The sequence below is a fragment of the uncultured Thiohalocapsa sp. genome, from assembly GCF_913063425.1.
In the GTDB taxonomy this organism is placed as follows: Bacteria; Pseudomonadota; Gammaproteobacteria; order Chromatiales; family Chromatiaceae; genus Thiohalocapsa.
The window spans coordinates 16486-31449 of sequence record NZ_CAJXYK010000043.1 but is presented as its reverse complement, the minus strand read 5'-3'; the positions used below and the strand labels follow the sequence as shown (position 1 = coordinate 31449).

Here is a 14964-nt window from a genome sequence, read left to right as displayed (position 1 = left end):
AAATCGGAAAACGGCGACGAAAAACGGTGACGGTATATCGATCTCAGGCAATCGGTGGCGTCCTTGAAATGAATTGAAGTCACCGTCCCCTTATTGCGTCACCGTCTTGTGGCCCTCCAAGCGTCAATCGGAGGCACCGAGTGCCGACGCGACGGCATGCGGATCGGCTGCGGCCTTGTCCATATCCACCCATGGATCAGTCTTTTGTGCCAGCCGTCGCGGGATGCTGCGGATGTCGTAGGCCTGGGCGTCGTGCAGCCCGGAGAGCTCGTCCCAGTCCAGCGGTGTCGCCACGGGTGCACCCGGCTTGGCGCGGGGTGAGTAGGGCAGTACGGCGCTCTGGCCGTAGGCATTGCGCATGATGTCCAGATACAGCCGTCCACCCCGCTTGGCCTTGCGCTGCGCGGTGGTGAGGCTGTCCGGACAGCGCTCGGCGAGGCGCTCGGCCATGCTGCGGGCCAGCCCGCGTACGCCGTCGAAGTCCATTGACGGCTCAAGCGGCGCCAGCACGTGCAGACCCCGGGAGCCCGTGGTCATCAGGTGCGCACTGAGCCCAGCCGCCTCCATCAGCTCCGCCACCCGGCGGGCGGCGTCCCGCACGGCACCGAAGTCGCCGTCCGGTGGGTCAAGGTCGAAGATGACCCGGTCCGGCCGCTCAAGCGCCGGTGCCCGGGCGAGCCAGCCGTGCAGCTCCAGCGCCGCCATGTCCGCGAGCGCCGCGAGCCCGTCCGCTGACGCCACCGTGATGTGCACGATCTCGTCCTTGCCGTCAGCGGTGGGCGCGGGCAGCGGTGGCAGGCCTTCCGGCAGATCGCCGCGGTGGTGCTGCTGAAAGAAGCCGTCCGCGCCGATGCCGTCCGGAAAGCGGCGCAGCGTGAGCGGCCGCCCCCTCGCCTGGGCCAGCAGCGGCTTGGCGACCGCGGCGTAGTAATCGGCGAGGTCCTGCTTGGTCCAGCCGGCGTCCGGAAACAGGACCTTATCCGGATGGCTCAGTTGCACCGATGCGGCGTCTGGCATGGCGGCACGGCCTGTGGCTTCGGTGGTGTCGGGGCGCGCTCTCAGAGGCTGGTGTCGGTGTCCGCGCCGGCGGTGGACTGCGGCACCAGGGTGTCGCGGTAGGCATGCCAGGTGGCATAGCCGAGCAGCGGCACCACCACCACCAGGCCCACGAACCAGAGCCCGATGCCGATGCTGGTCAGCATGAACAGCAGCACGGCCCAGACGAGCATGCTGGGCCAGTTCTCGCCCACGGCCCGCCAGCTCGCGAAGATGGCGTTGAAGACATCCACCTTCTGGTCCACGAGCATCGGCAGCGACAGCGCCACCATGCGGAACAGGAGTAGCGCCAGCACCAGGGCGATGCCGCCGTAGACCAGCGCGAAGGGCCAGCTCTCACCGAACATCACCGGCAGCGGCCGGACGCTGCCATAGGTGGGAATCACCTCGTGGAAAAAGCCGCCGAACATCAGATTCGACAACATGATCCAGTTCAGGAACACGAACAACAGCACCAGGCCCAGCAGCGACAGGCTGGGTGCGTTGACGGACAGGACCTTCAAGACGGTCTGGTCATGGCGCTCCTCCTCGCGGCGCTTCGCCATCGCCATCAGACCGACGGAGACGATGGGCGCGATGCTCAGGAAGCCGCCGAACAGGAAGGGCACCAGGAAGAACTGACTGCCGCCGACGGTCAGGAACACCAGGAGAAAGGCCACCGCCGCCACCGCGGCACCGTAGGCGAGACTCACGCCCGGCATGGCGAGCATGTCGTCGAAGCCGCGCTTCAGCCAGACCAATGGGCGGAGCATGTTCTGGTGGGGTATTTGGTACTCCCGGCGGGGGATATGAGCCGTGGACAGGGTATAGGTACTCATGACTTGCCTCCTCGTGTGGCTGCGGGCTCGTTGCTGCGGGGCAGGCCGGCCGCGGGTGTGGATATGACCCGGCAGGCCGGCGCTGCCCGCCAGATACCCCCAGGGCAAGCAAACAGCGCACCAGTCGCTGTATGGGCGTCTTCCGGGCGCGGTCACGCGCCGCGCGCGCCGGCGTCGTCCGGGGTGTCCGCGGACTGCCTGCGCAGCGAGCTGCGGCTCGGGACGCCGTGCGTCCTGGCATCCACCCGCAGTGCCTTTGCGAGCCCCCAGCAGGCAACGAGCAGGAAGACCGTCATGGGCAGCCCCGAGGTCAGTGACGCCGTGCGCAACGCCTGCAGGCCGCCGGCGAGGAGCAGGGTGGCGGCCACGGTGCCTTCCGCCACGGCCCAGAACACCCGCTGTGCCTTCGGCGGGTGGGGATGTCCGCCGGAGGTGACCATGTCGTCCACCAGCGAGCCCGAGTCGGACGACGTCACGAAGAACACCACCACCATCAACAAGGCCAGCACCGATGTGATGGATGCGAACGGGAGCTGATCCAGCATGGCGTAGAGCCCGGCGCTGGCGTCCTCGCTGACCACCGATGTGATGCCGCCGGCGCCGAAGAGCTCCGCGTGCAGCGCCGTGCCGCCGAAGACCGACAGCCACAGGAAGGTGATGAGCACGGGGACGAAGAGCACCGCCAGGATGAACTCACCGACAGTGCGCCCGCGCGAGATGCGCGCCACGAACACCCCCACGAAGGGCGACCAGCTGATCCACCAGCTCCAGTAGAAGAGCGTCCAGTCGGCCTGCCAGTCGGAGCCCGCGCGCAGGTCGAGCCACAGGCTGGTGCCCACCAGCTGCTGCAGGTAGGCACCGGTTCCGGACAGGAAGACCTCGATCAGATACACCGTGGGCCCCGCCACCAGCACGAACAGCATCAGCACGCCCGCCAGGCCCACATTGAAGCGCGACAGCAGCCGGATGCCGCGCTGCACGCCGCTCACCACGGAGATGGTCGCCACCACCGTGATCACGGCGATGATGGCCACCTGCACCACGTCCGCCCGCGGCACGCCCAGGAGCCGTGCCAGCCCGGCGTTGATCTGGATGGCGCCGAGCCCGAGCGAGGTGGCGACACCGAAGAGCGTCCCGACAGTGGCCAGGATGTCCACGGCATGCCCGATGGGTCCGTGGATATGCCTGCCGATCAGGGGGTAGAGCAGGGAGCGCGGGGCCAGCGGCAGCTCGTGGCGGAAATGGAAGTAGGCGATGGACAGGCCGAAGACGATGTACCCCGCCCAGGGATGGAAGCCCCAGTGGAAGAAGCTGAGCCGCAGTGCCTCCCGTGCCGTATCGCCGTCCGGTCCGGGCGCGAAGGGTGGGCTCTGCCAATGCATCACCGGCTCGGCGACACCCCAGAACACCAGCCCCGTGCCCATGCCGGCGCTGAACATCATCGCGAACCAGGAGAGGTAGGACAGCTCGGGCGCTGCGTCTTCCCCACCCAAACGGATATGCCGGTAGGGGCTCACCAGGAGCCACAGCACGAACACCAGCATGGTCGTCGCGCCGAGGACGTAGAGCCAGCCGAAGTTGTTCAGGATGCCGGACTGGATGCCGCCGAAGATGGTCTCCGCCGCTTCGGGCCAGCCGATGCCGACTGCGACGAAGGCCAGGATCAGGCCGGCGGAGCCGAGAAACACCGTCGGCTGCATCGCCGAGAAGACCTTTTTGAGCCCGGCGCCGGGGAGCAGAGACATCGGCATGCTCCTGATGACGAGGCAGGATCGCCTCGCCAGGGCAGAAGCAAGGCGCAAGCCCAGACGGATCACCCCTTGTCCCTTGCCTCCTGCCCGAGGTCTGGTGGTAATCCACCGGCGTCCCCTGCCAAATCCACCAATTTTACGGGGACGGTATACTTATCTCTTTTGCAGGTACATTTTACGGTGACGGTATACTTCTCTTGGTCGCCAGATTCGTTGCCTTCAGGCGCGAGCGGCTGTTGTGGCCACCAAATCAAGGTTACCGTCCCCGTGTCTGGTGCTCGTCGCTGTGATGCTGCCCACCGTCATTGAGTGATACGCAGCGGCCTGGTGTGGCGCTCGCACTCTGCAAGGGATTCGTCCAGCTCCAACGCCAGCGCGCGGCGCAGGGCAACACCCTGTTCTGCGGCGGCGACGGCATCGGCGGAGAGCTCCAGCAGGAAGTCGCGCACGCATTCATCCACAGGACAGCGCAGCCTCAGGCACCACCCGTCGGCGCAGGGTGTCACGACCACATCGCGCGCCAGAATCCCGAGCTCGTGCAGGAGTCCGACGATCGCGGTGCCGGCAGGCGCCGTGGCCCGGCTGCCGGCAGATGCCGGCTGCGGGGGGCCCGTTCCCGGCGCGGTCGAATCCGGGGGCAAGTCCCGCATGCACATGGCGTTCATGGAAGCTCCTGGGTGCTCGCGGCGGCCGCGGCCTGCCGCCAGTAGATACCGATACGCCGCCGCAGGGCCTTGGGGCGCTCGGCGAAGACGCGCTGACCGACGCCCTGTGCACGCTGGCGCAGAGACTCGCTCTGGCGGCGCATCTCGGCGCGCAGTAGCGCCTCGGCCCGGCGCTCGGCGGCGGTCGCCGTCTCCGGGCGCAGCTCGCCCAGCAGCTCGGCGAGCACCGCGAGGTCGTGGTCATCGCCCAGCAGATCGCTGAGGTCCTTGACGGCCACGCGCTGCGCCTTCAACAGATCTGGCCAGCCCGGGCGCAGCAGCCGCAGGTGATAGCCGAGGTACTTGCTGCGCTTGCGCCAGTCATGAAAGGCGGCAACGCCGGGGTCGCCATAAGCCAGCGCCATGGCCTTGCGTCCGCGCTTGTAGGTCTTTTTGAGCCCCGGGCCGAGCTGGTCGAAGCTGCTGTCGTCGTCAGCGGCGCCCGGCAGACACCAGTCGGCGGCCCGCGCCCGGGCGGCGAGGAGCTGCTCGCGAAAGTCCGCGAGCCGCGCCTGGGGTGCACCCTGGCGTTGATGGGCCTCGTCGCGCCAGTCGGAGAGGCGCTCGCGCAGCGACGCCAGCGCGGCCGGATCTGCCTCACTGAGCATCGGCTGCTGCGGCCGCGTGCGGCTGACCTGGGCTCTGTCTCCTGCTGCGGTCGATGCTGTCGGGTCGGCGTGCTCGCGGGCAGTGTCCAGTACCCGGTCGAAGGTCTCCAGCGCGGCGTCTGCGTCTCTCAGCGCGGCGAGACCCGCGGCGGCATCGCGCAGCGCCCGATTCTCCGCCCGGTACAGATCCGGTGCGGCCGGGCGCACCAGCCGCAGCAGACCGCGCAGCTTTTTCATGGCCTTACGGGCCTCGTGCACGGTTTCGGCCGGTGGCAGGTCGGGGTCGTCGAGCCGGCGCAGCGTCTCGTCCATGAGGCCCGTAGCCAGCCGGCGCAGCTGCGCACCGGCGCGCTCGCGTGGGTCGAGCTCGAAGCGCATGTCGGCAGCCCTCAGCTGGACGCCGCCATCGGCGCGGGCTCAGCGTCTTCGACGTGCTCGCTCCCGTGCTCGCCGCCCTGGTCGTGCTCGGCCTCGCGCTGCTCGTCGGGCACCGGCTCCCCGGCCACCTGCGGGACATAGTCAAAATGCGCCTCCAGCGCACTGCGCAGATTCTCATGACCCACATGCTGGTGGCAGTCGACGCAGCTGTCCGGTCCCGCAGCGGCCGCGCCGGCATCGCCGGCGGACGCGAAGTAGTCTTCATGGGCGATGCCGGCCGCCGGGTCGTCACTGGTGGCGCGCTCCAGGGCCGCATGGCAGTTCAGGCAGCCGGAGTCGTAGACGAAGTCCTCCCGGTGCGCCAGGTTGCCGATCCAGTCCGGCTTGTGGATGGGATAGATGGTCTGCGCCCAGAGGTCCCGCAGGCCCGTGGTCGCCTTGGCGAACAGATGGTTGGCGGCGTTGTCGTGGGGCAGGTGACAATCCGTGCACTTCGCCACCAGGCCCGCGGGATTATCGCCGCCGTGCCTGGAGCGGGTGTGCGCGGTCGCCAGCGGCTCCATGGTGTGGCAGGTGGTGCAGAACTCGGCGTCCGAAGTCTGTTCGATCATGGTCTCGGTGCCCATCCAGGCAGCGGCGATGGCGGCCGGCAGCACCAGCAGCACCAGCACCAGCACCACCAGGACAGGGCGCGAAAAGCGTTTGGCATGCTTCGGCATGGGTCTGTCTCCGTCGGCGGGGGCGGCGGCGCAGGCGCTGCTGAGCACGCGGCCCGGTAAATTTGCCGCCGATGTTGCAGGCGCTGTGCCAGCGCTCCGCGCGGGGCCACCGCGTCGGCTCAGGCGCCCGCAGCCGCGATGTGCCGGGGCGGAAGCGCGTGCTTGCCTGGCAAATGGCGCCACCAGCCGGGGCAGAAGCACAGGGCATCGGGCGCAATGCCCCAGTTGAGCCGACCCAAGCTGACGCGCGCCCAGGCAAAACAACACAGATATCTGGGACACAGATAGCGGGGACGGTTTACTTAATTCCGCGGATGCTGGCCCGCCGGCCGGGTCTTGAGACGGCTGCTGTCGGTGTAGGACGTAGATAAAGTGACTGTCCCCGTTTTTGCGTTTTTGGCCTGCAAAAAAAGTGTACTGTCACCGTATTTTCGGTTGAATATGGTCACTCTCTCCAGTGTTGCTGCTGGATCTCAGTTGTCCGGGGTGTCGCCCCAGCGGCGGTGCAGCTCGTCCAGCTGCTCGCGGGCGCAGATGAGGATGATCTCGTCGTCTGCCTTGATGCGGCGGGTGTTCTCCGGCAGGCGGAAGCGCTCGCTGCGGTACAGGCACACGATCCGGGTGCGCTCGGGCAGGTCCAGCTCCTCCAAGGGGCCGGCTTCGTCCTCGCCGGCGACGACGCTGAATACCGCCGCATCGTCGCGGATCACCGAGGACAGCTCCAGCGACTTCTCGCCGCCGAGCAGGTCCCGCAGGTGGCTCGCCACGGCCTGGTTCGGCAGCACCGTGTCATCGAGTCCGAGCTCGTCGGTGATGTGCTGGAACTGGCGGTCGTTGATGCGCGGCACCACCCGCTCGAACCCGAGCGACCGGCCGATGAGCGCCGCCAGGATGTTGCTCTGATCCGACTCCAGCAGGCAGAAGAGCACGTCCGTGTTCTCGGGCTCCACATCCCGCAGCACGGTGGGGGAGGTGCCGTCGCCGTGCACGAAGCCGGCGTCGAGGCGCTCGCTCAGCTCGTCGATGCGGTTACGATCCCGCTCGACGATGATGACCTCGTGGCCGTCCGCAAGCAGCAGCTCGGCGGTGGTGACGGTGAGGGAATTGCTGCCGATGAATGCCGTGCGCATCAGGTGTTGCGCCTCCTGCCGATCCAGGTGGTGGGGTAAAGGAGTACCAGCATGGCCAGGATCTCCACCCGGCCGAAGAGCATGTCTGCGATGAGCACGGCCTTGAGCCCGGGCGCAAGCTCGGATGCCGTCAGCCCGACGGACAGGCCCGCGTTGGCGGTGGCGGAGACCACCTCGAACAGACTCGGCAGCGGCGGTGCCCCGTGCAGCAGGAACACGAGCCAGGACAGCAGCAGCACCGCCAGCCAGAGCGTGAGCAGCTGCAGCGCCCCGGTGATCATATCCTGCTCCACACGCGCATCGTCCACCTGGGCATGCAGTACCGCCCGCTCGGCCACCGCTGTGCGTCGCAGTGCCAGCTGCACCAGGCGCAGCAGCACCAGGAGACGTACGATCTTGAGCCCGCCAGCGGTGGAGCCGGTGCAGCCGCCGATGGTCATGGACAGCATCAGCACCAGGAGCGCCGCCGGCGCGAGGCCGGCGATGTCGGTGGTGCTGAATCCCGTGTCCGTCTGTGCCGAGACGCCGAGCGCGAGCCCGTGCCCGAGTGCCGCAGGCCAGTCCAGACCCTGCTGACAGCGGCCGATGAGCGCCAGCGCCAGCGCCACCACCAGCACCAGCACCAGCAGGGTGCGCACCTCTTCGTCATGCCGGAGCACGCCCGGCCCGTGCGCGCGAACCCGCGCATACAGGGGCAGGCTCACGGCCGCGAGCAGGCAGACCGTGGTGAGCACGCCCACTGCTGCCACCGGCAGCCCGGCGAGGCTCGTGTCCACGGGGGCGAAGCCGCCGGTGGCCGCCGCGGGCAGGGCATACAACAGGGCCTCGAAGGGGGCGATGCCCGCGGCCCAGACCGCCGCCACCGCCAGCACGGTGAGCCCCGCATAGACGACGAACACCGTGCGCGCATGGTGGCGGGCACCGGCGCCGGTGAGGCGCTCGCCGGTGGTCTCCAGCAGGCGCCGGGCGCTGCTGTGGTGGCGCATGATGAGCGCCGCCGTGAGCACGGCGATGCCGAGGCCCCCGTACCACTGCATCCAGGCCCGCAGGAAGAGCACCGCCGGATCGGCGTCCGCGAGCCCGCGCAGCACCGTGAGCCCGGTGGTGGTGACCGCGGAGACCGTCTCCAGCAGTGCATCCAGGGGGCCGATGCCCGCCGCCATCATGGGCCAGACCATGGCCGCCGCCGCCAGCACAAACGCCAGTGCCGTCACCGCCAGCGCCTCGTTCCATTGCAGGTCCAGGCGCCGTAGGTCCACCCCCGGCAGGCGCAGCAGCACGAGTCCCGCGCCGCAGAGCAGCGCCGCCACCAGGCCCAGCCGCCCGGCCAGTGGAAGACTGCCGACGGCCACGGCCACCGCGGCCGGCACTGCCGACAAGAGCCCCAGCATCACCAGCAGCTGCGCCAGTGTCGCGGCCACCACGCGCACGCGGGCTGCGTGGGAGAGGGCCTGGACGGCGGGCTCGGGCATGGGGCTGTCTCCGGCGGTGCCGCCGCGGCGATGGGCGACCTCGATGCATGCAGCAAACCGCGAATCCGCCGCCGGGGCAAGGTCCGGCGACGGCGCCGCGGCTCGCCCGGCGTCCACAGGATGCGCCGCATCGGCATGTCCAAGCGCCCGTGCCGGGGCGCTGCGGCGTTGCGGCGCAACCCTCAGCCCTCGTCCTGGGCGCCGCCGCGGGAGTTATCCTGCCCGTCATCGGTGACGCTGCTGCGCTCAGGATCGCCCGCCGCCGCCGCGTCCTCGACGCCGAGATGCCGGGCCGCCCGGGCCAGGAGCTGAGCACTCACCGGCGCCGTGGCGAACAGGAACAGCAAGACCAGCAGCTCGCGCGGTGCCCCGGTGCCGACGCCCAGGTGCAGCGCCGAGGCCAGCAGGGTGGCCCCGACCCCGAGCGTGGTGGCCTTGGTGGGCCCGTGCAGGCGGGTGTAGAAGTCCGGCAGCCGCACCAGGGCCAGGCTGCCGAGCAGCGCAAAGGCCGCACCGAGCAGCACCAGGGCCGCCACCATCAGCTCCAGCGCCATGCCGTCACTCCCGGCCCGACCGCTCGAGGCGTGCCAGCACCAGCGCGAAGCCCACCGTCGCCGCGAAGCCGAACAGCGCCAGCACCAGCGCCGATTCCACGTACTGGCGCCCGCCGTAGGTGATGCCGAGCAGCACCAGCAGCGCAATGGCATTGACGTACAGGGTGTCCAGCGCCAGCACCCGGTCCGGCAGTGACGGCCCGCGTGCGAACCGCCACAGATTCAGGAGCGCCGCCAGTGTCAGCGCAGCCAGCGCCAGGGCCAGGCTGAAATCGAGCATCATCGGAACACCTCCAGCAAGGGGGCCTCATAGCGGGCCTTCACGGCGCTGGCCCAGGCGGCGGCATCCGGCGCCGACAGGGCCGACCCCGCCGCCAGCTCCGAGCGGTCGATGGCATGCACCAGGAGCCGGCGGCTCCCGCCGTGCACCAGGTCCACCGTGAGCGTGCCCGGCGTCAGCGAGATGGTCGCCGCCAGCAGATAGATGCCGAGCGGCGATTCGAGCGTCAGGGGCAGCTCCACGCGGACCGGCTGCGGCCGTCGGCGCGGGTCCGCCACCAGTGCGGCGATGCGGAAGTTGGCCACCACGATGTCCACCACCAGCCGCTGCAGCCAGCGCAGGAGCGACCAGAGCCGGCCGAGCACGTCGCCGAGCCGGGCAGCCGGCCCCGCCTGCGGGGCCCACGGCCGCAACTGTGGACCCAGGCGCCGGCGCACGCGCTCCACCGCGATGCGCGACGCCAGGCCCGCCACCAGGAGCCCGAGCAGCAGCTGCCCCGGCTCCGCCGAGCCCCTGAGCAGGACCCAGAGCCCAAGCAGCAGTCCGGTGACCACGACCAGCGCACTCATGGCGGACTCGCGGCTGCGCCGGCGGCCTGATGCCTGCCATACGCCGGGTGCGACTCCGCGGCCAGCGCCGCCACCGCCGCGGCATAATCCCGGCCGCTGCTGGCCTGGGCCGCAACGGCGTTCGCGAGCGCCATGGCCGGTCCAGCCAGCACCACCAGCAGCGGGCCGGCGCAGAGCAGCCCCGCCGCCGGCAGCAGCACCGCCGTCCCAGGTGGCGGCGCCTGCGGCGCGGTGCCGGCGGGCTGCCAGAAGAGCCCGATGCCCGTGCGCGCCAGCGCCAGCGTGAGCAGCAGACTCGCCAGCAGTACCGCGCTCCAGAGCAGCGGCCAGAGCGTGCCCGAAGCGGTCTCAGCCGCACCCACGGCCGCCGGGCCCACCGCCGTCAGCACCAGCGCCTTGCCGACGAAGCCGCTCAGCGGCGGCATGCCGATGATGGCGACGGCGCCGAGCAAAAAGAGCGCGCCCAGCACCGGCGCCGGGCGGGGCAGCGGCGCCGATGCCGGGCGCGTCGCCGGCAACAGATCCGCCAGCAGAAAGAGGCCGGCGGTGACAAGCGTGGACTGCACCAGATAGTAGAGCGCCGCGGCCAGCCCGGCCGCGCCCCCCGCGGCGATGCCCAGGAGCATGGTCCCGACGGACACCGGGAGCAGCCAGGTCAGGAGCCGCTTGGCCTTCCCAGGTGCGTCCATGCCGCCGGCGCTTGCGGCCAGGGCGCCCACGGCGCCTGCTGCGAGCGTCCCCAGCGCCGCCGCCAGCAGCAGGGGGCCGAGCAGCGCCGCCACCGGGTGCGCCGCCGCAGCACCGGACTGATCGGTCCCGGCCGGCACCCCCGGCAGGCTTGCGGCGATGCTGCCGTCGGTCAGGGTCCAGAGCCGCACCAGGCCGTAGACACCGACCTTGGTGAGCACGGTGAAGAGCGCGGCGCTCGCGGCGGGCGCCGCGGCGTAGGTCCCCGGCAGCCAGGCCAGCAGCGGCAGCAGCGCCGCCTTCAGCGCCAGCACCGTGGCGAGCAGCAGGAGCCCGGCGCCGGCGAGCGCCTGGTCCGGCCCCGCCAGGGCGCCGAGCCGTGCCGACAGATGGGCCATGTTCAGGGTGCCGGCGGCGGCGTACACCAGGGCCACCGCCAACAGGAAAAGGGTCGAGCCGATGAGGTTCAGCAGCACGTAGTGCAGCGCCACCGCGGGCGGGCAGTCGTGCCCCGCTGTGGGCTGTGGGGACAGCAGCAGCCCGTAGGAGGCCAGCAGCAGCACCTCGAAGAACACGAACAGGTTGAACAGGTCCCCCGCCAGCAAAGCGCCGGCGATGCCGAAGAGCTGGCACTGGAACAGGGCATGGAAGCTGCGCAGCGGGCGGTCGGCGTCGGTGGCCGCCGCGTGCGCCAGGGCCGCCAGCGCCAGCAGCGCCGTCAGCGCCAACAGCAGCGCCGCCAGCGCATCCGCCACCAGCACGATGCCCCAGGGCGCCGGCCAGCCGCCCGCCGCAACAGCAGCCGGCGCGCCGGAGAGGGCCTGGGTCAGCAGCCACAGGGCCACCGCCAGCAGCCAGAGCGCGCCGGCAGCGGCGAGCCCGCGGCGCAGCGACGGGTCCGGCCGTGGCCAGGCCGCGAAGAAGGCCCCGAGGCCCAGCGGCAGCAGGACGGCGAGCGCGAGCATCATCGGCGGTCATCCCCCGCCGGCTCGTCGCGCTCGCCGGCACGCACGTCCGTACTGCCGGTGCGCGCAGCAGCCCAGAGCGCCAGCGCCAGGGCGAAGGCCGTGACGGCGAGTCCGATGACGATGGCCGTCAGCACCAGGGCCTGGGGCAAGGCGTCCGCTGCCCCTGCGCGCAGCGGCGCGAGCGGTGGCTCCTGCACCACCAGCCCGCCGGTGGCGAAGACCAGCAGGTTGACGCCGTAGGAGAGCAGCAGCAGGCCGAGCACCATCGTGAAGACTTGAGGCTTCAGCAGCAGGTGCACCCCGGCGCCCACCAGAAGCCCCACAGCGCCGGCGACGAGCCATTCCATTCAGCCCTCCCCGCCCGCGGCTTCCGGCGCTGTAACGCTGCGGCCCAGGCTGCCGGGTCGCTCCAACAACCGGCGGAACACGGCGAGCAGCGTCCCCGCCACCACCAGCAGGACCGCGGTGTCGAACAGTAGGGTGCTGGCGACGGCGACATCGCCCAGCAGCGGCAGCCGAGCCTCCCAGTCGAGACGCGTGAGCAGGGCCTCGCCCAGCATCAGCGGCAGCAGCGCCACCGACCAGGCCAGCACCAGTCCGGCGCCGATGAGGGTGACCGGCCGTGGGCGCGGCGCCGCCGGCACCCCCCAGGCCAATTGCTCCAGCACCAGGGCCGTGGCGATCACCAGCCCCGCGACGAAGCCGCCGCCGGGCGCCTGGTGCCCGCGCAGCAGCAGATGCACGCAGAGGAGCAGCGCCGCGGGCAGCACCAGCAGCGACAGCATCCGCAGCAGGAGCGGCGTGCCCGCCGCCTCGGCATCGGCGCCCGTGCGCACGCCGGAGCCGCGGCCAGGGCGCAGCAGCAGATGCACCCCCAGACCCGCCATGGCGAGCACGCTGATCTCGCCCAGGGTATCCAGGGCACGCAGATCCACCAGGATGGCGTTCACGGCATTTCCGGCATGGGCCGCGCTCTCGGCCCGGGCCAGGAGCCAGTCCGTGAAGCCCCTGTCCGGGCGCAGCAGCACCACCGCTGCCAGGGTCCCGGTGCCGAGTCCTGCGGCGGCGGCGATGCTGATGCGCAGCAGCGGCCCCGGCGCGGCAGCGGCCGCAGCGCGTGAGATGCCGGCGTCCACGCCGGCGCGGGCCGCCGGCAGCAGCACCACCACGGCGAGCAGGAGCAAGGTGGTGATCACTTCCACCGCGATCTGGGTCAGGGCCAGGTCCGGCGCTGAGAAATGGGCGAAGCTGAGGCTCACCACCAGGCCCACGGCCCCGGCCCACAGCACCGCGCCCAGCCGGCGTTGCGGCCGCCAGGCCATGGCGCCGACGCCCACGGCGAGGATCAAAGCCGCAGCCAGGCTCGGCACATCCACCGCCAGCGGCGCCTGCCAGTGCGCGCGCGCAAGGGGCGCGGGCGTGCTTGTCCACCAGCCGGCCGCCCCCGCCACCAGTGCGGTGGCGAACAGCCAGGCGGCGGAGCTCGGCAGGGTCGCCGGGCCCAGCTGCGCCACCAGGCGGTGCGCCCTACTGACCAGGGTCGCACCGAGGCGCGCGTAGAGACGCGCCGCCCGCAGCCGCGGGAAGCGTTGGTCGTGCCAGCGGAACAGGGGCTTGCGCAGGGCGTACACCAGTGCCCCCAGGGCCAGGGCGGCGGCACTCATGAACAACGCCGGCGTCACGCCCTGCCACGGCGACAGGTGAAGCTCGGGCACGCGGCCCAGCATACCCGCGCTCGCCGTGGCCAGAAGGGGGCCGACGGTCTGCTGCGGAAACACGCCCACGAGCACGCAGACGGCCACCAGCGCGGCGATGGGCAGCCGCATCCACCAGGACGGCTCGTGCGGCGGGCAACGCTGCGCTGGCGCAGGCCCGTTGAAGAAGACATCGTGACCGAAGCGCAGTGAGTAGGCCACCGAGAACACGCCGCCCAGCAGCGCCGCCGCGGGCAGCAGCAGGTGCAGCAGGGCCTTCAGGCCCACCGGCCAGGCCGCGGCCAGCGGTGGGTCCAGGGCCTCGGCGAAGAACATCTCCTTGCTCAGGAAGCCGTTCAGCAGCGGCACCCCAGCCATGGCCCCGGCCGCCACCAGCGCCAGGCTGCCGGTGATGGGCAGACAGGCGAACAGCCCGCGCAGGCGGCGCATGTCGCGGGTGCCGGTCGCGTGGTCGATGATGCCGGCGGCCATGAACAAAGAGGCCTTGAACACGGCGTGATTCAGTGCGTGGAATAGCCCTGCGGCCGCCGCCAGCGGCGTGCCGAGCCCGAGCAGAAAGACGATGAGGCCGAGGTGGCTGATGGTGGAGTAGGCCAGCAGGCCCTTCAGGTCGTGCTTGAACAGCGCCACATAGGCGCCGAGCACGAAGGTGAGCAGGCCCACGCCGCCCACCAGCGGGAGCCACAGCTCGCCGGCCGAAAACACGGGCCAAAGCCGCGCCAGCAGAAAGACACCCGCCTTCACCAGGGTCGCCGAATGCAGATAGGCGGACACGGGCGTCGGGGCCGCCATGGCCGCGGGCAGCCAGGCGTGCACGGGAAACTGTGCAGACTTGGTGAAGACACCCGCCAGGATCAGCCCCCGGATCACGCCGTGCAGCGGATGGGCGCGAATACGCTCCCCGGCGGCGAGCAGCGTCGCGATGTCGGTGCTGCCCACCACCTGCCCCAGCAACAGCACCCCGGCCAGCAGGGCGAGGCCGCCCGCGGCGGTGACCAGGAGGGCGATGCCGGCGCCGCGGCGCGCGCTGCGCTGCGTCGGCTCGAAGGCGATGAGCAGAAAGGACAGGAGACCGGTGAGCTCCCAGCACAGCACCAGCCAGAGCAGGTCGCCGGCCAGCACCAGACCCAGCATGGCCGCCTGAAAGGCGAGCATCAGCGCATGGAAGCGCCCGCGCGGGGCGTCCGCCGGCAGATACCAGCGCGCGTACAGGCTCACCAGCAGGCCGATGCCCAGCACCAGCAGGGCGAAGGTGAGGGACAGGCCGTCCAGGCGCAGCGAGAGGGTCAGACCCAGCGAGGGTATCCAGGGGACGCTGATCCCCAGCGCCTGCCCGTCCGCCGCGCCCGGGGCCAGAAGCAGGGCCAGCGCCAGTGCGCTCCCGGTGGCGAGCCCGGCCACCAGGGCCGGCCCGTGGCTGTGTCGGCGTGCCGCCACAGGCGCCAGCACGGCGCCGAGCAGCGGCAGCACGGGCAGCAGCAGGAGCAGCGGTGCCATGGTCATCCGAGTCTGGTGACCGGGGGCTCAGGACGGTCCGCACCCGGGCGCCGCATCC

The 14964-nt window shown here is 71.1% G+C and carries 14 protein-coding genes; all 14 read right to left on the bottom strand.

The window, feature by feature from the left end:
• Positions 1-123: 123 nt before the first annotated feature.
• Entirely contained in the window at positions 124-1017 is an 894-nt protein-coding gene (gene ligD / locus QZ607_RS19645; protein WP_295886144.1) for a non-homologous end-joining DNA ligase, read from the bottom strand.
• A 41-nt stretch (positions 1018-1058) separates the two neighbouring features.
• Positions 1059-1874 carry a DUF2189 domain-containing protein gene (locus QZ607_RS19640; protein WP_295886140.1) on the bottom strand — a complete coding sequence of 272 codons (816 nt, stop codon included), beginning with the start codon at positions 1872-1874 and terminating at the stop codon, positions 1059-1061.
• 152 nt (positions 1875-2026) lie between these two features.
• Positions 2027-3619 carry a BCCT family transporter gene (locus QZ607_RS19635; RefSeq protein WP_295886138.1) on the bottom strand — a complete coding sequence of 531 codons (1593 nt, stop codon included), beginning with the start codon at positions 3617-3619 and terminating at the stop codon, positions 2027-2029.
• A gap of 308 nt (positions 3620-3927) precedes the next feature.
• Positions 3928-4074, bottom strand: a complete 147-nt coding sequence (locus QZ607_RS19630) for a hypothetical protein (protein WP_295886136.1) — start codon at positions 4072-4074, stop codon at positions 3928-3930.
• 212 nt (positions 4075-4286) lie between these two features.
• Positions 4287-5315, bottom strand: a complete 1029-nt coding sequence (locus tag QZ607_RS19625) for a CHAD domain-containing protein (RefSeq protein WP_295886134.1) — start codon at positions 5313-5315, stop codon at positions 4287-4289.
• A gap of 11 nt (positions 5316-5326) precedes the next feature.
• Positions 5327-6034 (bottom strand): NapC/NirT family cytochrome c, encoded by a 708-nt coding sequence (locus tag QZ607_RS19620; RefSeq protein WP_295886131.1) that lies wholly within the window; start codon positions 6032-6034, stop codon positions 5327-5329.
• Between the two features lie 473 nt (positions 6035-6507).
• Entirely contained in the window at positions 6508-7164 is a 657-nt protein-coding gene (locus tag QZ607_RS19615) for a TrkA family potassium uptake protein (protein ID WP_295886129.1), read from the bottom strand.
• Positions 7164-8636 (bottom strand): TrkH family potassium uptake protein, encoded by a 1473-nt coding sequence (locus tag QZ607_RS19610; protein WP_295886127.1) that lies wholly within the window; start codon positions 8634-8636, stop codon positions 7164-7166. The genes QZ607_RS19615 and QZ607_RS19610 overlap by 1 nt, the downstream gene beginning before the upstream one ends.
• Positions 8637-8818: 182 nt before the next feature.
• Positions 8819-9190 carry a monovalent cation/H(+) antiporter subunit G gene (gene mnhG / locus QZ607_RS19605; protein WP_295886124.1) on the bottom strand — a complete coding sequence of 124 codons (372 nt, stop codon included), beginning with the start codon at positions 9188-9190 and terminating at the stop codon, positions 8819-8821.
• A 4-nt stretch (positions 9191-9194) separates the two neighbouring features.
• A complete protein-coding gene (locus QZ607_RS19600) occupies positions 9195-9470 on the bottom strand; it encodes a monovalent cation/H+ antiporter complex subunit F (protein WP_295886122.1) in 276 nt (91 codons plus the stop codon).
• The gene (locus tag QZ607_RS19595; protein WP_295886120.1) at positions 9470-10039 is read right to left on the bottom strand and encodes a Na+/H+ antiporter subunit E; all 570 of its coding nucleotides are present in this window, start codon (positions 10037-10039) and stop codon (positions 9470-9472) included. Before QZ607_RS19595 ends, QZ607_RS19600 begins: the two co-directional genes overlap by 1 nt.
• A complete protein-coding gene (locus QZ607_RS19590; protein ID WP_295886117.1) occupies positions 10036-11694 on the bottom strand; it encodes a proton-conducting transporter membrane subunit in 1659 nt (552 codons plus the stop codon). Before QZ607_RS19590 ends, QZ607_RS19595 begins: the two co-directional genes overlap by 4 nt.
• Entirely contained in the window at positions 11691-12041 is a 351-nt protein-coding gene (locus tag QZ607_RS19585; RefSeq protein WP_295886114.1) for a Na+/H+ antiporter subunit C, read from the bottom strand. Before QZ607_RS19585 ends, QZ607_RS19590 begins: the two co-directional genes overlap by 4 nt.
• Positions 12042-14906: a hydrogen gas-evolving membrane-bound hydrogenase subunit E gene (mbhE, locus tag QZ607_RS19580; protein WP_295886113.1), complete on the bottom strand. Its 2865-nt coding sequence runs from the start codon at positions 14904-14906 to the stop codon at positions 12042-12044.
• Between the last annotated feature and the right edge of the window lie 58 nt (positions 14907-14964).